Source organism: Actinomadura physcomitrii, assembly GCF_008923205.2.
Taxonomy (GTDB): Bacteria; Actinomycetota; Actinomycetes; order Streptosporangiales; family Streptosporangiaceae; genus Spirillospora; species Spirillospora physcomitrii.
Genome location: NZ_WBMS02000005.1, coordinates 240,163 through 260,355, shown reverse-complemented (window position 1 = coordinate 260,355; position 20,193 = coordinate 240,163). Strand labels below are relative to the sequence as shown.

The window sequence follows — 20,193 nt, the reverse complement described above, 5'->3', positions numbered from 1 at the left end:
TTTCTCGCGGAGCGCGTGGGCGGCCCGGCCGGCCGCCGTCACGGCGCCGCACCGGCGGTCCCACTGCCCTCGGGGGTTGTCAGAAGCCTCGATTGTGCCATCACCGGCCCGCCGTAGTGCATCATTTCGTGTGTTACGGCCATATCTAACGACGATTCCGTGCAGGCCGGGTGCCGTGGCGCGGCCGGGACGGGACGCGGCGCCCGCGGCCGGACCGCCGCCCACGGCGCGACCACGTTTATTGACGCACTGCCAATAGTTGCGGGAGGATGGCGGCAGGAACAGGCCGCCGACCCCGGGAGGCCCCGTGACCACCCCCCGCGCCTCGTCCGCGCACGTCCCCGCCCGCGACCTGCTCGCCGAGCGGCTCGCCGACCGGGACGTGCTGCGCACCCTCGCCGCCGAGCCGCTCGTCGGCCTCGGCGCCGGCCGCGCGCTGCTGATGCAGCTGGCGCACCCGGCGGTCGCGCGGGGCGTCGCCGAGCACAGCGACTTCGCCGACCGGCCCCTCGCCCGGCTGTTCGGCACCCTGGACTTCCTGCTCGTCACCACGTTCGGGACGCCGGACGAGGTCGCGCGGATCGCCGCGAAGGTCCGCGGCGTCCACGGCACCGTTCGCGGCGACGGCTACTCCGGCAACGACCCGGACCTGCAGCTGTGGGTGAACGCCACCCTCATCGACTCCGCCCTGCACATCTACGAGCACCTGATGCGGCCCGGCGGCGGCGAACCCGGCCTGGCCGAGGAGTACTACCGGCAGGCGCGGATCGTCGCGGAGGTCCTCGGCTGCCCCCTGGACGCCCAGCCGCCCGACCTCGCCTCGTTCCGCGCCTACATGGCCGAGACGGTCGCGTCGCTGGAGGTGACCGACACCGCGCGCGAGGTCGCCGCCGCCGTCCTGCACCCGCGCAAGCTGCGCGCGCTCGCCCCCGCGCTCGCGGTGTTCCGCCTCGTCACGACGGCGCTGCTGCCGGAGCCGCTGCGCGACCAGTACGGGCTGCCCTGGACCCGCGACCGGCGCCGCGCCGCCCGCCTGGTGCTGGGCGGCGCCACCGTCCTGCACCGCCTCACCCCGGCGTTCCTGCGGCGCCCGCCGCGGCCGCTGCTGGTCCGGCTGGCCCGGCACCGCGTCGACCGCACCCTCCAGAGCCGCCGGGACCGCCGCCGGCGCGGCCGCCCCTCACCTCCCGATCAGCCGCCCTCTGATCAGCCGACGGAGGTGTAGGCGACGACGCCGCGGCGCATCGCGTCCATCGCGCGGCGCGCCGTCTTGCGCAGATGGGAGTTCTCCGGCGCCGCGTCGACGACCTGGCCGAGCAGGTCCAGCAGCTGCTTGACCGCGCGGACGAAGTCGCCGGCGGTCAGGTCGCTCTCCAGCAGCACCTCGTCGAGGTCGTCGCCCTTGGCCCACCGGTACGCCGTCCACGCGAACCCCAGGTCCGGTTCCCGCAGGAACGACACCCGGTTGTCGCGCTCGACGGCCTCCAGCTCGCCCCACAGCCGCACCATCGCCGCCAGAGCGTCCTGGGACGGGCCGGTCGGGGTGCGGGGCGGCGCCGCGTCGTCGGGCTGCCGCGACTCGTACACCAGCGCCGACACGCACGCGGCCAGCTCGGCGTGGTCCAGCTTCTCCCACAGCCCGGCGCGCAGGCTCTCGGCGGTCAGCAGGTCCAGCTCGTTGTAGATCCGGCCGAGCCGGCGGCCCTCGGCGGTGACGTCGTCGCCGTCGAGGTACCCGAGCTGCTGCAGCACGGCGCAGACCCGGTCGAACGTCCGGGCGATCACCTGGGAGCGGCCCTCGACGCGGCGCCGCAGCTGCTCGGTCTCGCGGTCCAGGCGGTGGTACCGCTCGGCCCAGCGGGCGTGGTCCTCGCGCTTGTCGCAGCCGTGCACCGGGTGCGCGCGCAGGTCGGCGCGCAGCCGCGCGATCTCGGCGTCGTCGGTGGCGGCGGAGTCGCCGCGAGTGCGGCGCCGCTCCCGCACGTCGCCGGGCACCCTGGTGCGCAGCGTGGACGCCAGGTCGCGGCGGTCCTGCGGGTTGCGGGGGCTGAACGACTTCGGGATGCGGATCCGGTCGACCGGTTCCACCGCGTGCGGGAAGTCCTGGATCGACAGCCGCTGCACCGACCGGTTCACCGTCAGCACCAGCGGCGCCGGCCCGTCCGAGCGGCGCCCCACCCCCGGGTCCAGCACGACGGCGAGGCCCGACCGCCGCCCCGACGGCACCAGGATCACATCGCCGGGCCGCAGATGCTCCAGTGACCTGGCGGCCTCGGCGCGCCGCGACGACGACCGCTCCCGCGACAGCTCCGCCTCCCGGTCCGACAGCCGCCGCCGCATCGCGGCGTACTCCATGAAGTCGCCGAGGTGGCATTCGGCGGCCTCGGCGTACCCCTGCAGCGCCTCCTCGTTCTTGCGGACCTGACGCGCCAGCCCCACCACGGCCCGGTCGGCCTGGAACTGCGCGAACGACTCCTCCAGCAGCGTCCGCGCCCGCTCGATCCCGACGGCGCCGACGAGGTTCACCGCCATGTTGTACGACGGCCGGAAGCTGGAGTTCAGCGGGTAGGTGCGGGCCCCGGCCAGCCCCGCGACCGACGCGGGCTCCACGCTCGGGCCCCACACCACGACGGCGTGGCCCTCCACGTCGATGCCGCGGCGCCCCGCCCTTCCCGTCAGCTGCGTGTACTCCCCCGGCGTCAGGTCGACGTGCGCCTCGCCGTTCCACTTGTCGAGCTTCTCGATCACCACGGTGCGGGCCGGCATGTTGATGCCGAGCGCGAGCGTCTCGGTGGCGAACACCGCCTTGATCAGCCCGCGGGTGAACAGCTCCTCGACGATCTCCTTGAACGTCGGCAGCATCCCCGCGTGGTGCGCGGCGACCCCCCGCTCCAGCGCCTCCAGGAAGTCCCCGTACCCGAGGATCCGCAGGTCCTCCGGCGAGATGTCGGACGTGCGCAGCTCCACGTGCGCGCGGATCTCCTCCGCCTCCTCCTTGGAGGTCAGCCGGATCCCCGCGTGCAGGCACTGCAGCACCGCCGCGTCGCACCCGGCGCGGCTGAAGATGAACGTGATCGCCGGCAGCAGCCCCGCCCGCTCCAGCCGCTCGATCACGTCGGGGCGCGCCGGCGGCCGGAACCGCTGCGGCCGCGGCGCCCGCCGGCGGCCGGTGCGGCGCCCCTGGTTGACCTTGGCGCGCCGGACCTCCTCCACCGCCATCCGCGTCAGCTGCGGGTTCAGCCGCGCCTGCCGGTCCTTGCCCTTGCCGGTGTCGACGAACAGGTCGTACAGCCGCGTCCCCACCAGCATGTGCTGGAACAGCGGGACGGGCCGGTGCTCGTCGACGATCACCGCGGTGTCGCCGCGGACCTCGTGCAGCCACTCGCCGAACTCCTCGGCGTTGGACACCGTCGCCGACAGCGCCACGATCCGCACCGAGTCCGGAACGTGGATGATCACCTCTTCCCAGACCGCGCCGCGGAACCGGTCGGCGAGGTAGTGCACCTCGTCCATCACCACGAACGCCAGCCCCGCGAGCGTCGGGGACTGCGCGTACAGCATGTTGCGCAGCACCTCGGTGGTCATCACCACGATCGGCGCCTCGCCGTTGACGCTGTTGTCGCCGGTCAGCAGCCCCACCTTGTCGGGCCCGTAGCGGCGGACGAGGTCGGCGTACTTCTGGTTCGACAGCGCCTTGATCGGCGTGGTGTAGAAGCACTTGGTGCCGCCGGTGAGCGCCAGGTGGACCGCGAACTCCCCGACGACGGTCTTGCCGGATCCGGTCGGCGCGGCGACCAGCACGCCGCTGCCGTCCTCCAGCGCCCGGCACGCCTCGATCTGGAAGGCGTCCAGCTCGAAGTCGTACAGGGTGCGGAAGTCCAGCAGGGCCGGGCCGTTCCCAGCGGTGCGCGCGCGGTACGCCGCGTACCGCCCGGCCGGGCTGTCCGCGGCCTGCGCGGTGTCGGGGGAGGTCATGACATCGAGCCTACGGTTTCGACCGGCCCGATTCCCAATTCGGGACGCCTTTTCCCTCGCGTTCCCACGCGTCCCTTCAGGACGCCCACGTACCGGCCCCCGGAAGCCCCGGATACGGCGGTCAGCGGGTGCGGCCGCCGCCCTCCAGCTCGGCGTCGATCGCCTCCAGGTCCAGCGGCGACGCCTCGTCGTCGGACAGCTCCGCGTCCGGTTCGGGCCTGCGGGCCTTGCGCCGGTCGTGGAAGAACGCCAGCACCTCGGCGATCTCGAACAGCACCACCGTCGGCAGCGCCAGCGCCAGCATCGTGAACGGGTCCTGGCTGGGCGTCGCGACCGCCGCGAACAGGAACACCCCGAACACCAGCAGCCGCCGCGACTTGCGGATCCGCTCGTGCGTGAGGACCCCGGCGAGGTTCAGCATCACCACGAACAGCGGCAGCTCGAACGTCAACCCGAAGATCAGCAGCATCGCCTGGGCGTACCCCAGGTAGTCCTGGATGCCGACCAGCACCTTGGTGTCGCCCGGCGCGAGCCCGATGAAGATCTTCAGGCCCTTGTCCATCGTCAGGTACGCCAGCGCCGCGCCCGCGAGGAACAGCGGGACCGCCGCGCCCATGAACGTGTACGTCCAGCGGCGCTCCCGCCTGTACAGCCCCGGCGCCACGAACGCCCAGATCTGGTACAGCCAGATCGGCGACGACAGCACCGCCCCGACGATCAGCGCGACCTTCAGGTGCACGAAGAACCCGTCGAAGATGCCGTGCACCACGAGGTCGCACTCGCCGCCCAGGCAGTGCTCCTGCGGGATCCGCGTGTAGGGCTTCTGCAGGAACTTCCAGATCGGGTCGAACAGCAGCCACGCCACGACCCCGCCGGCGACCAGCCCGAGGATCGCCTTGATCAACCGGTTGCGCAGCTCGCGCAGGTGGTCCATGAGCGGCATGCGGCCGTCGGGCGCGCTGCTCTGCCTGGGCTTCATGACGGGCTTTCCGGGGCTCGGTTCGGCTGGGGGTGTGCGGCCTGGTCGGCCTGGTCGGGCGGTCAGCCCTGGCGCATCCGGCCCGGGTCCGACACCGGCACGCCCTCGATCGGCTCACCCGACGCCAGCGCGCCCCGGCTGCGCTGCGCACCCTCGGCGGCGGCCGCCTCGCGCTCCAGCCGCGCCGCCTCCTCGCGCAGCCGCGCCGCCCTGTCGCGCGCCTCCGCCGACGGCTCGGCGGCGGTCGGCGCCGCCGGGGCGGCCTTGGCGTCCTCGGCGCCGTCGTCGTGCAGGCCCTTGGTCTCGGCCTTCAGGATCCGCGCCGACTTGCCCAGGGACCGGGCGAGCTGGGGCAGCTTCGCCGATCCGAACAGCAGTAGAACGACCACCAGAATGATCAGAATCTCGGGCGTACCCAGTCCAGCCATGACAATCCTCTTCAGCAGGGGTCCTCAGGACGATCGTACGCCGTCCCCGGGCGCTTGTGGCACTCGAGCGTCCTGGAGTTCGGACAGTTCATCGCGCAACGCCGACTGTTTGGGCGCCAGCCGCCGCCTGGTGCGCTCCAGTTCACGACCGAACCGCCGGACGCCCAGGTACACGCGGAACGCGCACCAGGCGAGGACGGCTAGGCCGACGAAGCCCAGCGACACCGACACCCCAACCCACGACACGCCGCCACCGTAGCCGATCCCCCGGCCCGGCGCCCCACCGGCACGGCGCGAGCACCCCGCCGGGGTCTTCCCGGCGCGTCCCGGCGCGTCCCGCAGTGCTGCACGCGGGTGCGCGAGCTCACACCATCCCGTACAGCGCCAGCGCCCGCGACGCGTCGTCGCGCACGCCGTCCGCCAGGTCCTCCGGCGACACCACCCGGCCCTGGTCGCCCAGCCGCAGCGCCAGGCCCCGCACCCACCGCGTGTCGGGCGTGCGCAGCACCACCCGCAGCCGCCCCTCCCCGAGCTCCTCCACGCTCTCGCACGGGTAGTAGTCGGCCACCCACCGGCCCCGCGCCGTCAGCTCCAGCGTCACCGCCACGTCCTGCGGCGACGGCCGGAACAGCCCCGCGTCCACGTCGATCGGCTCGGCCTCGTCGGGCACCTGCGCCGGCACGTCCAGCACCGTCAGATCGAAGATCCGGTCCAGCTTGAACAGCCGCACCGCCTCCGCCCGCCGGCACCACCCCTCCAGATAGGTGTTGCCCTCCACCACCAGCAGCCGCATCGGGTCCACGTCCCGCTCGGTGTTCTCGTCCCGCGCCGGCACGTAGTACCGCAGATGGACGCGGCGCCCCTGCGCGATCGCGTCCCGCAGCGTCCCGAGGCCCGTGCGAGCCGAGTCCGCCGACCCGCCCCGCGCGTCCACCTCCACCGCCACCTTGCTCGACACCGCCGCCGCCGCGCCCGCCGCCGACTCCAGCTTCGCGATCACCCGCGACAGCGCGTCCCGGTCGTGCAGGTCCGGGATCCCCGCCAGCATCCGCAGCGCCACCAGCAGCGCCGACGCCTCGTCCACCTTCAGCCGCAGCGGCCGCGCGATCGACTCCGCCTCCGCCACCGTGATCTCCCCGCCCTCATAGGACAGGTCGATCGGGCAGTACGGGTCCGGCGCCCGCAGCTCCACGCACCACAGCAGGTTCAGGTCGTCGATCAGCTGCTTCTCGGTCACCCCGAACGCCGCCGCCGCCTCGCCCAGCAGCACCGAGTCCCGGTTCACCACGTACGGCACCAGCGCCAGCAGCCGCGCCAGCCGGTCCGTCGACGTCGTCGCCGGCGCCCTGCCCGCCTTCGCCCCGGACTTCCCCGCCGCCTTGCCCGCAGCCTTGTCCGCCTTCGCGTTCGCCATCGCCCCGCTCACCCCAGCACCGACTTCAGCTGCTGGATGACCGCCTCCCGCAGGTCCGGCGGATCCAGCACAACCACGTCATCGGCGAACCGCGCCAGATACGGCGCGAACCGCTCCACGTCCCGGAACGTCAGGACCGCCTCGTCCCACTCCCCGTCGCCCGCCGAGCGCACGTCCCGCGCCCACCGCCGCGGCCCCTGCGCCGCACCGGCCCGCAGCCGCACCGTCGCCGGCCGCGGCTCGGTCACCGGGTCGCCCCAGTCGAACGCGATCTTCCGCACGTCCACCCCGTCCGGGACCGTCACCGACCCGTCCGGCCCGTCCGCCGCCACCTCGCCCACGATGCGGCTCAGCCGGAACACCCGCTCCTCCTCGCGGTCCCGGTCGAACCCCACCACGTACCAGCGGCCCCGCCGCGACACCACGCCCCACGGCTCCAGATGCCGCCGCGCCACCGACGTCCGCCCGATCCCCTGGTAGTCGAACGCCACCGGACGGCCGTCGCGGACCGCCTCCCACAGCGCCGGGAACGCCGGATCGCCGGTGTTCACCCGCGGCTCCACCCCCACCGCCGTCGTCACGTCCGTCTCCACCCCGGCCGCCCGCAGCTTCAGCAGCGCCCCGGACGCCGCCTCCGCCATGCTCGCGCGCTGCCACACCCGCGCCGCCAGCCCCAGCACCGCCGCCTCGTCCGGCGTCAGATGGATGTCGGGCAGCTCGTAGGCCTGCGGCGGGATCCGGTACCCGATCTCCTCACCGCCGCCGCCCTGCTGGTCGCTGCCCACCTCCAGCGGCACGCCAAGCTCGCGCAGCTCCTCCTTGTCCCGCTCGAACATCCGCTTGAACGCCTCGTCGGAGTCCGGATAGCCCGGCACCGCCCGCCGGATCTGCTCGGCGGTCAGATAGCGCCGGGTGGCGAGCAGGCAGACCACCAGATTCAGCAGGCGCTCGGTCTTGCGCCGCGACACTTCGCCACCAACCCCTTCCGCGGAGCCTCGCGCTCCGCCCTCCGCTCCGCGACCTCCGGCGGCCCCGGCCGGGCCGGCCGCCCGATCGCGCCCCCGCCCGTCGCCCAGGACGCTACCGTTTCCCGGTGTGATCCGATGGCGCAAAGGCACAGTAGAGGGCATCCGCCGCGAATGGCCGGGGGCGGTCGAACTCGACGTCGTGATCGAGGGCGACGGCGCGCACCGCGCACTGGCCTACCCCGACCTGGTCGGACGACCCGAACCCGGCGACACCGTCCTGCTCAACACTACGGCCTTGGCGCTCGGGCTCGGCACCGGCGGCTACGCCATGGTCGTCGCCGTCCCCGACCGGCTCCCGCCCGACCCGACCGGCCCCGGCCACCTCGTCAAGGCCCGCTACACCCCGCTGCAGGCCACCGTCCTCGGCGCCGACGAGCAGGACTCCCCCCACCACGACACGCTCCGCGACGCCGACTCCCTCGGCGGCATGCCCGTCGTCGTCGCCGACCTGCACTCCGCCCTCGCGCCGATCCTCGCCGGCCTGCTCGCCGCCCGCCCCGGCACCCGCGTCGTCTACCTCATGCCGGACGGCGGCGCGCTGCCGTCCTGGTTCTCCATGTCCATCGCCCGCCTCAAGGACGCCGGCGCCCTCGCCGCCACCGTCACCACCGGGCAGGCCTTCGGCGGCGACCTGGAGGCCGTCACCGTCCACACCGGCCTCCTCGCCGCCCGGCTCGTCCTGGACGCCGACGCCGTCGTCCTCGCCCAGGGCCCCGGCAACCTCGGCACCGGCACGAAATGGGGCTTCTCCGGCGTCTCGGCGGGCGAAGCCGTCAACGCCGCCGCCGTGCTCGACGGCCGCCCCGTCGCGTCCCTGCGCGTCAGCGAGGGCGACAGGCGGGAACGCCACATCGGCGTCTCCCACCACTGCCTCACCGCCTACGGCCGCGTCGCCCTCGCCCGCGCCGACGTCCCCGTCCCCGAACTCGGCGGCGCGTTCGGCGCCCGCGTCGCCGCCGAGGCCGCCCCGCTCGGCGACCGCCACACCCTCGTCCCCGTCCCCGTCGACGGCCTCCACGACGCGCTCGGCACCGCCGAGAAGAACTGGGGCGTCCGCCTGTCCACCATGGGCCGCCGCCTCGACGAGGACCTCGCCTACTTCCTCACGGCCGCCGCCGCGGGCCGCCACACCGCCGCCCTCCTCGGCTGACGCGCCGGGGCCGGCGTCCCGGCCCCGGCCCCGGGCCCGCCCTCACAGCGCCGCCGGCTCCGCCTCGTCCGCCACCGCGCCGGCGGCCGCGGCCTCCTCGGCCGTGTACGCCGCCGCGAACGTGAACGCGCGCGGCGACGGCCCCTCCTCGCGCACCAGGCTCAGCCGCTCCAGCGCCTCCTCCACGGTCGGGGCGCGCCCGGCCGGGATCCACCACAGCACCACATGCGCCTCCGCGTGCCGGTGGAACCACTCGCGGCGCCGCCGCATCGCCGCCAGGTGCGTGCTGCGGTACACGAAGTCCCACAGCGCCTCCTGCGACTCCCACACCGAGAAGGTGATGATCACGTCGTCGCCGGCGGGGCGCAGCCGCGTCGCGTCCGCCTCCCCCTCCTCGACGAGCCGCCACACGAACCCGGGCGCCCCGTCGGCGGCCGCGTTCACCGGATCGAGCAGCGCCACGAAGTCCGCGGTCCGCGGGTCGTCCAGCGGGTGGCGGAGCGTGGCGACGTTGAACTGGGCGAGATGCAGGCCGGCGCGAGCGCCCTCATGTGCGGTCATGGCGTCACCTCACCATGCCCCCGCCTCTATGTCAATGCTCATTGTTTTTAGAAGGTTCGGCCACCACACAGCACCACCCCGGCCGCGAGTCCATCCGCACCCGCACCCCCTCCGCCCCCTCCACCAGCCCCTCCAGCAACGCCAGATTCATCCCGCACACCAACGGAGGGAACCGCTCCGCCACCGTATGGAACGGGCAATTGCGCATCCGCAGCACCGGCCCGCCCTCCCCAGCGCCCTCACCGCCCTCAAGGACCGGCTCGTAACCACGCGCCACCAGCACCTCCGCCAACGCTTCCAGATCACCGCACGGCGCACCCGCCGCCAGCGCCGCACCCTCCCGGCGCGCCGCCTCCTGCACCTCCCCGTCCAACCCCGCACGCTCCACCGCCTCCGCCAGCAGCCCCGCCACCGTCCGGTAATCCCGCGCCGGCAACGACACCCCCCGCTCCACCGCCGACCGCCGGTACACCTTCGCCGGACGCCCCGCCCCCGGCCCCGACCGCCCCGACAACCGCCGGCTCCCCGCCTCCAGCAGCCCCCCGTCCACCAGCTTGTCCAGATGGAACGCCGCAAGCGTCCGCCCCACCCCCACCGCCTCCGCCGCCTCGTTCCGCCCCACCTCGCGGCCCCGGCCCACCACGAACTCGTACAACCGCCGCCGCACCGGATCCTGCAGCAGCGCCACCGCCTCGATGTCCTCCACCCCGCCATTCTAAGAACAGCGGACATGGAACATAGAAACGCGAACGGCCGCCACCGGAGACGTCGATGCCCCCGGCGACGGCCGGCCCAGCCAGGTCAAGGCACGCGGATCAGTGCACGCGGATCAGTGCACCCAGGTCAGTGCGCGCCCAGCAGATCCACCACGAACACCAGCGTGTCCGACCCCCGGATCCCATACTGCGCCAACCCCTTCGACCCGTACCCCAGCGACGGCGGCACCACCAGCAGCAACCGGCTCCCCACCCGCTGCCCCAGCAACGCCTGATCCCACCCCTTCATCACCTGGCCCGTCCCCACCACCACACCGAACGGATGCCCCGCCGACCACGACGAATTGAACACCCGCCCATCACGCCAGAAATACCCCGCATACTGCGTCGCCAGCAACTGCCCCTTCCGCAGCACCGGCCCATCACCCCGCACCAGCGTCCGCACCTGCAACCTCTTCGGCGCCGCCACCTTCGGCACCGTCACCACCGGCGCCTGCCCCGCCGGCGCATCCGACACCCTCGGCAACGCCGGATCGTCCAACGGCGCCTGCTTCACCCCATGCGGCCCCGCCTTCCCCGAATACACCCCCAGCACATCCAGCACGTACACCAGCGTGTCCCCAGGACCCACCTGATGCCGCGCATCACCCGCCGCCCCGAACCCGTCCTTCGGCGGAATCCGCGCCACCACCCGCGCCCCCGCCCGCGCCCCCTCCAACGCCTTCACCAGCCCCGGCACCAGCTGCCACGTCGAAAAGAACCCCGGACGCCCGTCCGCGTAACTGCTCGCCACCAGCTTCTTGCCCGACTTGTTCCAGCGGTACCCCACATAGTCCGCCATCACCAGATCGCCCTTGCGGGCCGCCGCGCCCTTCCCCTCCTTCAGCGTCTTCACCGCCAGCGACCCCTCCGGACCGCCCTTCGGAAACGACACCTCCGGCAGACGCCCGAACGCGCCCTTCACCGACACCTTCACATCCGACCCACCCGAACACCCAGCGACGAGCGGCACCGCCAGCACGGCGACGGCGGTCAGGGCGACGACACGACGGAGAACACGACGGCGCATACGGGTCCTTCAGGGGGTGATGAGCGCTGCTGCGCGCTCACCCTACCCCCAAGTGACCAGCCGGTAGCCCACACCACGCGAGACGCACCGACCACATCCGCCCCGAGCGCCGTCGCCCTGCGACGGCCCCCGGAACCGGCCCCCGAAACCGGCCGTCACATCCCCGCGATCAACTTGTCCACCCGCTCGTCCACCGACCGGAACGGATCCTTGCACAGCACCGTCCGCTGCGCCTGATCGTTCAACTTCAGATGCACCCAGTCCACCGTGAAGTCACGCCGCTTCTCCTGCGCCTTCCGGATGAACTCCCCCCGCAACCGCGCCCGCGTCGTCTGCGGCGGCACCGACTTCGCCTCGAAGATGTCCAGATCCCGCGACACCCGCTCCACCGAACCCCGCTTCTCCAGCAGGTAGTACAACCCCCGATCACGATGCACATCGTGATACGTCAGATCCAGCTGAGCCACCCGCGGCGACGACAACGGCAGATCGTACTTGCGCCGATACCGCTCGATCAGCTTGTACTTCATCACCCAGTCGATCTCCCGCGACACCAGATCCAGATCCCCCGTCTCCACCGCCCGCAACGTCCGCTCCCACAGATCCAGCACCCGCTTCGCCGTCGCGTCCCCGCCCCGCGAATCCACGAAGTCCCGCGCCTTCCCGAAGTACTCCTTCTGGATCTCCAGCGAACTCGCCTCACGCCCGTTCGCCAACCGCACCTTCCGCCGCCCCGTCATGTCATGACTGACCTCACGGATCGCCCGGATCGGGTTCTCCAGCGTCAGATCACGCATCACCACACCCGCCTCGACCATCCGCAGCACCAGGTCGGTCGCCCCGACCTTCAGCAGCATCGTCGCCTCGCTCATGTTCGAGTCACCGACGATCACATGCAGCCGCCGGAACCGCTCCGCGTCCGCATGCGGCTCATCCCGCGTGTTGATGATCGGACGCGAACGCGTCGTCGCCGACGACACCCCCTCCCAGATGTGCTCCGCCCGCTGCGACACGCAGTACACCGCACCCCGCGGCGTCTGCAGCACCTTCCCCGCACCACAGATGATCTGCCGCGTCACCAGATACGGGATGAGGACGTCCGCCAGCCGCCCGAACTCACCGTGCCGCCCCACCAGATAGTTCTCGTGGCACCCGTACGAGTTCCCCGCCGAATCCGTGTTGTTCTTGAACAGATAGATGTCGCCGGCGATCCCCTCCTCCCGCAACCGCCGCTCCGCATCCACCAGCAGACCCTCCAGGATCCGCTCCCCCGCCTTGTCATGCGTCACCAGGTCCACGACACTGTCGCACTCCGGCGTCGCATACTCCGGATGACTCCCCACATCCAGGTACAACCGCGCACCATTGCGCAGGAACACGTTGCTGCTCCGGCCCCACGACACCACCCGCCGGAACAGATAGCGCGCCACCTCATCCGGTGACAACCGCCGCTGCCCCCGGAAGGTGCAAGTGACGCCGTACTCGTTCTCAAGCCCGAAGATGCGCCTGTCCACACCCCGACCCTATGCGGCCCGGCCCCGACTTGGCAGTCTCAAAAGCCCACCGTTTCCCCCACGAAACAAACCCGCCGCGGCCGGACGGCACCACACCACCCGGCCACGACGGGCCAAACTCACCCCGGCGCCACAAACCCCCCGCGCCACCGGCAGACGATCAACCCTCGCCGTCCCCCAGCACGTCGTCCACATCCTCCACCGACGGACCCGCCGACGACCCGCCCGACGACCCCGACGACCCCGCGGACGACCCGCCACCGTCACCCGCCGCCAGCAACTCCTCTATCCGCCGCGCCGGCAACCGCCGGAACAGACGATGCTCCCGATTACGGTCCAGCACCGCCACCTCCAGCGACTTCGCCTCCAGCCGCCGATCCGAATCCTGCGCCTCCAGCGCACGCACCGCCGTCCGCAGCGCCACCTCCAGCGACGCCCCCTCCTCGTACCCGTCCTTCAGCGCCTGCGCCACCGACTCCGTCTGACCGCCCATCGCCACATAACCGTGCTCATCGGCCACCGACCCGTCGAACGTCAACCGGTAGATCTGGTCCGTCTCCGCGTCCTCACCGACCTCCGCGACGACCAGCTCCACCTCGTACGGCTTGTTCGTCTCCGTGAAGATCGTCCCCAGCGACTGCGCGTACACGTTCGCCAGCCCCCGCGCCGTCACATCACGCCGGTCGTACTGGTACCCGTTGATGTCCGCGTACCGGACCCCGCCCAGCCGCAGATTCTCGAACTCGTTGTACTTCCCCACCGCCGCGAACGCGATCCGGTCATAGATCTCACTGATCTTGTGCAGCGCCCGCGACGGATTGTCCGCCACGAACAGGATGCCGTCGTCGTACTGCAGCACCACCACACTGCGGCCACGCGCGATCCCCTTACGCGCATAGTCCGCCTTGTCCTTCATCTGCTGTTCGGGCGACACATAGAACGGCATGGACACCGGTCGGCTCCCTTCTATCGCAGCGGGGCGGTCGGACCGCCCGGCGAGTCGTAACGTCCATCCACGACGGCCTGCGCCAACGCGCCCACCTCGTCCTCACCCAGCCGGCGATACCCCTCCGACGTCACCGACGCCACCACCGGGAAGATCCGCCGCATCAGATCGGGACCGCCCGTCGCCGAATCATCGTCCGCCGCGTCGTACAGCGCCTGCACGCACACCAGCGCCGCATCCTCCGCCGACAGATCCGCCCGGTACAGCTTCTTCAGCGCACCCCGCGCGAACACCGACCCCGAACCGATCGAGTGGAAGTCCCGCTCCTCGTACCGGCCGCCCGCCGGATCATAGGAGAAGATCCGCCCCCCGTCCCGCTCCTCGTCATAGCCCGCGAACAGCGGCACCACCGCCAGCCCCTGCATCGCCATCGCCAGGTTCTGCCGCACCATCGTCGCCAGCCGGTTCGCCTTGCCCTCCACCGACAGCGTCCGGCCCTCACGCTTCTCGTAATGCTCCAGCTCGACCTGGAACAGCCGGACCATCTCGATCCCGATCCCGGCCGTCCCCGCGATCGCGATCGCCGAGAACTCGTCCGCCCGGAACACCTTCTCGATGTCCCGCTGCGCGATCACGTTCCCCGCCGTCGCCCGCCGGTCCCCCGCCATCACCACCCCGCCGGGGAAGCTCACCGCGACGATCGTCGTCCCATGCGGGACCTCATCCCCCACCGGCGACACCGGCACCGCGCGCCGGCCCGGCAGCAGCTCCGGCGAGTACACCCCCAGGAACTCCGTGAACGACGACGTATCGGGGCTCGCGAACAGCCCCGGCAGACGTCCGGTGTGCGAATCGTGGGACGCCACGCGACTCCCTTCCCTCCACCAGGCGCCGGTGACCCTCGCATACCCCACCGGCGCAGACGACTACGACCCTACTGTTCAACCCTCACCCGGCGCATGCCGCGTGATCCACCACCGCGTCAGCCCACGGCGAACCTTCCCCCGCGAACGGCCGCTCACCCGCACCCGACGAACGCCGGCACGACGAACGCCGAAACGACGAACGCGCACACGACGGGCCGGTCGTGCGCGCGTCTCGCCACCGTCCGCGTCCGGTGACCCTCAGGAGTACGTCAGGAGTAGACGAAGTAGCCCTCCTCGTCCGTCCCCACCCACGTCGGCATGTCGAGCTCCTCGTCGAACGGCAGCGTCTCCTTGCGGTACCGGCCGTCCTCCTCCCAGAGCTCCTTCCACCCGCCCCTCGGCACCGTCGCCGGGTCGACGTCCGGAACCGTCAGCGACAACCGCGTACCGCCATCGGGCGTCTCCACCGTCCGCACGAGCCGCCCCTCCACGTAGTCCGCCGCCCGCCGAAGCGCGATGGGATCGTCCCTCAGCTGCCCCATGCCCGTGTTGCAGCCCGAACAGGCCAGGCCCCGCACCGCGCCAGTGACGTGGTCATGGTCGACGTGCTCCGCCGGGTTATCGGCGCAGACCGCACAGAGGCCGACCTGCACCTTCAGGAGCCACTTGGCGTCCTCATCGTTGATTCCGTACTTCTGCCGCAGGTGGTAGTGCCGCGCCGACTGCAGCTGGTCCCCGCGCGTCCGCCAGAACGGATCCCACCGGACGCGATCCGGGCCGCCGAGGACCGGCGCCCCGATCTCGATGCGCAGCCTCCGCGCGTGCGAGCCCCGCAGCTCGAGGTAGTCCGCCGCCAGGCGGAGCACGGACGGGTCGTCGTGGAACTGGCCGAGCCCGCCGTTGCACTTGAAGCAGAGGATCCGGCGGACGAGGCCCGTGAGGTGGCTGTGGTCGACGTGCTTCGCGTCCGCCCGCAGGCAGATGACGCAGACGCCGCCCTGCTCGGCGACCATCCGCGCGACCTCCTCCTCGGTCACCCCGTAGCGGAGCTTGAGCAGGAAGTTCCGCTGGCTTCCGTGCTTCTCCCTCTTGTGCTCCGCGATCACCTGATTGTGACAGGGCTTGCAGTATGTGGAGAGACCGGACGTTCGAGAGCGATTACGTCCGAACTCGTCGATGCTCTTGACCGTTTCGCACCGAGGGCAGTACTTCATCCCCTCAGGGACCTTGCGGCGCCTGCGATAGGGCTGCACGGTTTTGCCGAGGCGTTCCTGCCTCCTGCGCCTCGAAGCCGCGTTTCGCAGCCCGAAGCACTCCCTGCAGTACAGGGCCAGGCCATCCGCGGATGCCGCCCGCTTGAAGAAATCCGCGGCGGGCTTTGTCTGGCCGCAGTCGCGGCACGTCTTATAAGACATGGGCGAGACTTTACAGGTCCGCCCATGTCTTGAATCGAGTTTTCGAATATTTTCTTGTGCGGAGCCCTATCGGTTTCGAACCATAGGCGGCATGTCCGTTTTATTCACTGACCGCCCTTTTGTATGAAACCGCGAACAAATTCCTCTGCGTTCTCTTCGAGGACTTCGTCGATTTCGTCGAGAATTGAATCGACGTCGTCGGTCAGCTTCTCCTGCCGCTCCTGGACGTCGTCGGTGGTCGTGGCCTCGGTCTCCTCGACCTCTTCCGTGCGCCGGGTGGTCTGCTTCTGACCGCCGGTGTCCTTCGTGGCCATTCCGTACCTCCGCTTCTTGCCGGTACCCCGACCCTATCTCCGATCTTCCTAGACGAGCGGATCTTATGGTCCGTTTCGTCCGGTAGCTCTAGGCGCCGGGGGCCTGATCCGGTTATCGCCCGTCTACTGACCCGCGAAACAGGCAAAGCGGTCACGAAACCGCGACATCGCCCGTCGCCGCAGGTCAGCGCGGGATGTCGCTCGATAGCAGCACTATCCAACGGGCGCCGCCCGAAATCGGACGGCGCCCGTGTGGTGTCGGCCCTCGGAGGGGCTCCGTTCAGCTCTGGCCGGTCAGCGTGGCCACCAGGTCGGCGGCGGTGCGGCAGCGGTCCAGGAGGGCGCCCACGTGCTGCTTGGTGCCGCGCAGCGGCTCCAGGGTCGGGACGCGTTGGAGGGACTCGCGGCCCGGCACGTCGAAGATGACCGAGTCCCAGGAGGCGGCGGCGACGGAGTCGGCGTACTGGCGCAGGCAGCGGCCGCGGAAGTAGGCGCGGGTGTCCTCGGGCGGGTCGTCGATGGCGTGCTCGACGTCGGCCCCGGTGATGAGGTGCTCGATGCGGTCGCGGGACGCCAGGCGGTTGTAGAGGCCCTTGTCGGGCCGGATGTCGGCGTACTGCAGGTCGACGAGGTGGAGGCGGGGGTGGGACCAGTCGATGCCGTCGCGGCTGCGGTAGCCCTCGAGGAGGGCGAGCTTGGCGACCCAGTCGAGCTCGCGGGACAGCTGCATGGGGTCGTCGCCGAGGCGGTGCAGGACGGACTCCCAGCGGTCCAGGACGTCCTTGGTCATCTCGTCGACGTCGGCGCCGTAGCGGTCCTCGACGTACTTGCGGGACTGCTCGAGGTACTCCATCTGGAGCTGGACGGCGGTCATCTTGCGGCCGTCGCGGAGGGTGAGCAGGTGCTTGCAGGACGGGTCGTGGGAGACGGCGCGCAGGGCGGCGACGGGCATGTCGACGGACAGGTCGACGGTGAGGAAGCCGTCCTCGATCATGGCGAGGACGAGCGAGGTGGTGCCGAGCTTGAGGTAGGTGGACAGCTCGGCCATGTTGGCGTCGCCGATGATGACGTGGAGCCGCCGGTACTTCTCGGGGTCGGCGTGGGGTTCGTCGCGGGTGTTGATGATGGGGCGTTTGAGGGTGGTCTCGAGGCCGACCTCGACTTCGAAGAAGTCGGCGCGCTGGCTGATCTGGAAGCCGTCGCCGCGGCCGTCGACGCCGATGCCGACGCGGCCGGCGCCGCAGACGACCTGGCGGGAGACGAAGAAGGGGGTGAGGTGGCGGACGATGTCGGCGAAGGGGGTCTCGCGGCGCATGAGGTAGTTCTCATGGCAGCCGTAGGAGGCGCCCTTGTTGTCGGTGTTGTTCTTGTAGAGCTGGATGGGGTGTGTGCCGGGGACCATGGCGGCGCGGGCGGCGGCGTCGGCCATGACGCGTTCGCCTGCTTTGTCCCAGATGACGGCGTCGCGGGGGTTGGTGCATTCGGGTGCGGAGTACTCGGGGTGGGCGTGGTCGACGTAGAGCCGGGCGCCGTTGGTGAGGATGATGTTGGCGAGGCCGAGGTCCTCGTCGGTGAGCTGGGTGGGGTCGGCGACCTCGCGGGCGAGGTCGAAGCCGCGGGCGTCGCGGAGGGGGTTCTCCTCTTCGAAGTCCCAGCGGGCCCGGCGGGCCCGTGCGGCCGACGCCGCGAGGTAGGCGTTGACGACCTGGCTGGAGGTCACCATCGCGTTGGCCCCTGGCTGCCCGGGTACGGAGATGCCGTACTCGGTCTCGATGCCCATCACCCGCCGAACACTCATATCGTCGAGCCTATCGGGGCCGGGAGGGTGGAGCCATGGGGCCGGTCTTTCCCGGGGCGTGTCGGGGCGTCCGGCGGGGTGCGGGAACGGCAGGCGGCGGCCGCCCCGTGGTGGGGGCGGCCGCCGCGTGGCCGTTGGTGTGGTGCGTCTTACAGGTACTGGCCGGTGTTGGCGACGGTGTCGATGGATCGGCCGGCTTCGGCGCCCTTGGTTCCGGAGACGAGGGTGCGGATGTAGACGATCCGTTCGCCCTTCTTGCCGGAGATGCGGGCCCAGTCGTCGGGGTTGGTGGTGTTGGGCAGGTCCTCGTTCTCGCTGAACTCGTCGACGCAGGCGGCGAGGAGGTGGTTGACGCGCAGTCCCTTCTGGCCGGTGTCGAGGAACTGCTTGATGGCCATCTTCTTGGCGCGGTCGACGATGTTCTGGATCATCGCGCCGGAGTTGAAGTCCTTGAAGAAGAGGACTTCCTTGTCTCCGTTGGCGTAGGTGACCTCGAGGAAGCGGTTCTCCTCGCTTTCGGCGTACATGCGTTCGACGGTCCGCTGGATCATGGCCTCGACGGTGGCCTCTTCGGAGCCGCCGTGCTCCTTGAGGTCGTCGGGGTGCAGCGGGAGGCCGCTGAGGATGTACTTGGAGAAGATGTCCTTGGCGGCTTCGGCGTCGGGCCGTTCGATCTTGATCTTGACGTCGAGGCGGCCGGGCCGCAGGATCGCGGGGTCGATCATGTCCTCGCGGTTGGAGGCGCCGATGACGATGACGTTCTCCAGGCCTTCGACGCCGTCGATCTCGCTGAGCAGCTGCGGGACGATGGTGTTCTCGACGTCGGAGGAGACGCCGGATCCGCGGGTGCGGAAGATGGAGTCCATCTCGTCGAAGAAGACGATGACCGGGGTTCCGGCGGAGGCCTTCTCGCGGGCCCGTTGGAAGACCAGGCGGATGTGCCGTTCGGTCTCACCGACGTACTTGTTGAGGAGTTCGGGGCCCTTGATGTTGAGGAAGAAGCTCTTGCCCTCCTTGCCGGTCTGCTCGGCGACCTTCTTGGCGAGGCTGTTGGCGACGGCCTTGGCGATGAGGGTCTTGCCGCATCCGGGCGGTCCGTAGAGCAGGACGCCCTTGGGGGGCCGGAGCTTATGCTCGCGGAACAGGTCGGCGTGCAGGTAGGGCAGTTCGACGGCGTCGCGGATCATTTCGATCTGGGAGCCGAGTCCGCCGATCTCCTCGTAGGAGATGTCGGGGACCTCTTCGAGGACGAGCTCTTCGACCTCGGCCTTGTGGATCTTCTCGTAGGCGTAGCCGGAGCGGGGTTCGAGCATCAGGGAGTCGCCGGCGCGCAGCGGGACGCCGCGGAGCGGTTCGGCGAGCTTGATGACGCGTTCCTCGTCGGCGTGGGCGATCACGAGGGCGCGTTCGCCGTCGTCGAAGAGCTCCTTGAGCATGACGACCTCGCCCTGCTCTTCGAACTCGAGTGCTTCGACGACGTTGAGGGCCTCGTTGAGCATGACCTCCTGGCCGCGTTGGAGTTCGTCGACGTCGACGGCGGGGCTGACGTTGACGCGCAGCTTGCGTCCGCCGGTGAAGATGTCGACGGTTCCGTCGTCGCGGGTTTCGAGGAACACTCCGAATCCGGAGGGTGGTTGCGCGAGCCTGTCGACCTCCTCCTTGAGCGCCACGATCTGTTCGCGAGCCTCTTTGAGGGTCGCTACGAGTCGCTCGTTCTGGCCTGTTACGGCGGCCAGGTTCGCTTGTGCCTCATGGAGGCGTTCTTCCAGGACACGTACTTGGCGCGGGGATTCCGCGAGCTTGCGGCGCAGCACGGAGATCTCCTCCTCCAGGAAGGAGATCTGCGTTTGGAGGTCCCTGACCTCCTTGTCGTGCTGCGCCCTGCGCGCCCCAGCATCGTCACGAGCGGCCACGCCCCGTCACCTCCTCACGAAGAGAGCCGACGACCTACTGAGACCCTACCTATCTGGAGGGCTTCCGTAACCTGCCCATTCGGTACTCGTGTCGTGCGGGTGTGGTT

The 20,193-nt window shown here is 70.9% G+C and carries 18 protein-coding genes; 2 read left to right on the top strand and 16 right to left on the bottom strand.

Features of this window, described 5'->3' with window-relative positions:
- The first annotated feature begins 307 nt into the window (after positions 1–307).
- The gene (locus tag F8568_RS08905) at positions 308–1,225 is read left to right on the top strand and encodes an oxygenase MpaB family protein (RefSeq protein ID WP_328600783.1); all 918 of its coding nucleotides are present in this window, start codon (positions 308–310) and stop codon (positions 1,223–1,225) included.
- Here F8568_RS08905 and F8568_RS08900 read toward each other — a convergent pair.
- From F8568_RS08900 to F8568_RS08875, 6 genes are all read right to left on the bottom strand, one after another.
- Positions 1,207–3,975, bottom strand: coding sequence for a DEAD/DEAH box helicase (locus tag F8568_RS08900; protein WP_151593008.1), 2,769 nt, complete (start codon positions 3,973–3,975; stop codon positions 1,207–1,209). The two genes, F8568_RS08905 and F8568_RS08900, sit on opposite strands and share 19 nt — an antisense overlap.
- Positions 3,976–4,096: 121 nt before the next feature.
- Positions 4,097–4,954 (bottom strand): twin-arginine translocase subunit TatC, encoded by an 858-nt coding sequence (gene tatC, locus F8568_RS08895; protein WP_236008532.1) that lies wholly within the window; start codon positions 4,952–4,954, stop codon positions 4,097–4,099.
- A 62-nt stretch (positions 4,955–5,016) separates the two neighbouring features.
- Positions 5,017–5,382 carry a Sec-independent protein translocase subunit TatA gene (gene tatA / locus F8568_RS08890; RefSeq protein ID WP_151593007.1) on the bottom strand — a complete coding sequence of 122 codons (366 nt, stop codon included), beginning with the start codon at positions 5,380–5,382 and terminating at the stop codon, positions 5,017–5,019.
- 24 nt (positions 5,383–5,406) lie between these two features.
- The gene (locus tag F8568_RS08885; RefSeq protein WP_151593006.1) at positions 5,407–5,628 is read right to left on the bottom strand and encodes a hypothetical protein; all 222 of its coding nucleotides are present in this window, start codon (positions 5,626–5,628) and stop codon (positions 5,407–5,409) included.
- Positions 5,629–5,746: 118 nt separating this feature from the next.
- Entirely contained in the window at positions 5,747–6,796 is a 1,050-nt protein-coding gene (locus tag F8568_RS08880) for a helix-turn-helix transcriptional regulator (RefSeq protein WP_151593005.1), read from the bottom strand.
- 8 nt (positions 6,797–6,804) lie between these two features.
- Positions 6,805–7,764, bottom strand: a complete 960-nt coding sequence (locus F8568_RS08875; protein ID WP_151593004.1) for a helix-turn-helix transcriptional regulator — start codon at positions 7,762–7,764, stop codon at positions 6,805–6,807.
- A 127-nt stretch (positions 7,765–7,891) separates the two neighbouring features.
- Here F8568_RS08875 and F8568_RS08870 point away from each other — a divergent pair, with 127 nt between their 5' ends.
- On the top strand, positions 7,892–8,974 hold the full coding sequence (locus F8568_RS08870) for a DUF3866 family protein (RefSeq protein WP_151593003.1): 1,083 nt from the start codon (positions 7,892–7,894) through the stop codon (positions 8,972–8,974).
- A 42-nt stretch (positions 8,975–9,016) separates the two neighbouring features.
- Here F8568_RS08870 and F8568_RS08865 read toward each other — a convergent pair whose 3' ends face one another.
- The 10 genes from F8568_RS08865 to arc form a co-directional block, all read right to left on the bottom strand.
- A complete protein-coding gene (locus F8568_RS08865) occupies positions 9,017–9,535 on the bottom strand; it encodes a DUF3291 domain-containing protein (protein WP_151593002.1) in 519 nt (172 codons plus the stop codon).
- 31 nt (positions 9,536–9,566) lie between these two features.
- Positions 9,567–10,241, bottom strand: coding sequence for a helix-turn-helix transcriptional regulator (locus tag F8568_RS08860; RefSeq protein WP_151593001.1), 675 nt, complete (start codon positions 10,239–10,241; stop codon positions 9,567–9,569).
- A 137-nt stretch (positions 10,242–10,378) separates the two neighbouring features.
- A complete protein-coding gene (locus F8568_RS08855) occupies positions 10,379–11,320 on the bottom strand; it encodes an FKBP-type peptidyl-prolyl cis-trans isomerase (RefSeq protein ID WP_151593000.1) in 942 nt (313 codons plus the stop codon).
- Between the two features lie 155 nt (positions 11,321–11,475).
- The gene (gene pafA, locus F8568_RS08850) at positions 11,476–12,834 is read right to left on the bottom strand and encodes a Pup--protein ligase (RefSeq protein ID WP_151592999.1); all 1,359 of its coding nucleotides are present in this window, start codon (positions 12,832–12,834) and stop codon (positions 11,476–11,478) included.
- Positions 12,835–12,994: 160 nt separating this feature from the next.
- A complete protein-coding gene (gene prcA / locus F8568_RS08845; protein WP_151593083.1) occupies positions 12,995–13,780 on the bottom strand; it encodes a proteasome subunit alpha in 786 nt (261 codons plus the stop codon).
- A 20-nt stretch (positions 13,781–13,800) separates the two neighbouring features.
- Entirely contained in the window at positions 13,801–14,646 is an 846-nt protein-coding gene (gene prcB, locus F8568_RS08840) for a proteasome subunit beta (RefSeq protein WP_151592998.1), read from the bottom strand.
- 269 nt (positions 14,647–14,915) lie between these two features.
- Complete coding sequence (locus F8568_RS08835; RefSeq protein WP_202124670.1) at positions 14,916–15,752, bottom strand: endonuclease VII domain-containing protein; 837 nt, start codon at positions 15,750–15,752, stop codon at positions 14,916–14,918.
- A gap of 413 nt (positions 15,753–16,165) precedes the next feature.
- Positions 16,166–16,375, bottom strand: coding sequence for a ubiquitin-like protein Pup (locus F8568_RS08830; protein ID WP_151592997.1), 210 nt, complete (start codon positions 16,373–16,375; stop codon positions 16,166–16,168).
- Positions 16,376–16,655: 280 nt separating this feature from the next.
- Entirely contained in the window at positions 16,656–18,173 is a 1,518-nt protein-coding gene (dop, locus tag F8568_RS08825; protein WP_151592996.1) for a depupylase/deamidase Dop, read from the bottom strand.
- Positions 18,174–18,322: 149 nt separating this feature from the next.
- A complete protein-coding gene (arc, locus tag F8568_RS08820; protein WP_151592995.1) occupies positions 18,323–20,086 on the bottom strand; it encodes a proteasome ATPase in 1,764 nt (587 codons plus the stop codon).
- Positions 20,087–20,193: the final 107 nt, after the last annotated feature.

Bases quoted from the DNA above. Each gene is read 5' to 3' on its own strand.
- F8568_RS08880 (WP_151593005.1), bottom strand. From the start codon at position 6,796: ATGGCGAACGCGAAGGCGGACAAGGCTGCGGGCAAGGCGGCGGGGAAG.
- F8568_RS08830 (WP_151592997.1), bottom strand. From the start codon at position 16,375: ATGGCCACGAAGGACACCGGCGGTCAGAAGCAGACCACCCGGCGCACG.
- tatC (WP_236008532.1), bottom strand. From the start codon at position 4,954: ATGAAGCCCAGGCAGAGCAGCGCGCCCGACGGCCGCATGCCGCTCATG.
- tatA (WP_151593007.1), bottom strand. From the start codon at position 5,382: ATGGCTGGACTGGGTACGCCCGAGATTCTGATCATTCTGGTGGTCGTT.
- F8568_RS08855 (WP_151593000.1), bottom strand. From the start codon at position 11,320: ATGCGCCGTCGTGTTCTCCGTCGTGTCGTCGCCCTGACCGCCGTCGCC.
- dop (WP_151592996.1), bottom strand. From the start codon at position 18,173: ATGAGTGTTCGGCGGGTGATGGGCATCGAGACCGAGTACGGCATCTCC.
- F8568_RS08900 (WP_151593008.1), bottom strand. From the start codon at position 3,975: ATGACCTCCCCCGACACCGCGCAGGCCGCGGACAGCCCGGCCGGGCGG.
- prcA (WP_151593083.1), bottom strand. From the start codon at position 13,780: ATGCCGTTCTATGTGTCGCCCGAACAGCAGATGAAGGACAAGGCGGAC.
- F8568_RS08865 (WP_151593002.1), bottom strand. From the start codon at position 9,535: ATGACCGCACATGAGGGCGCTCGCGCCGGCCTGCATCTCGCCCAGTTC.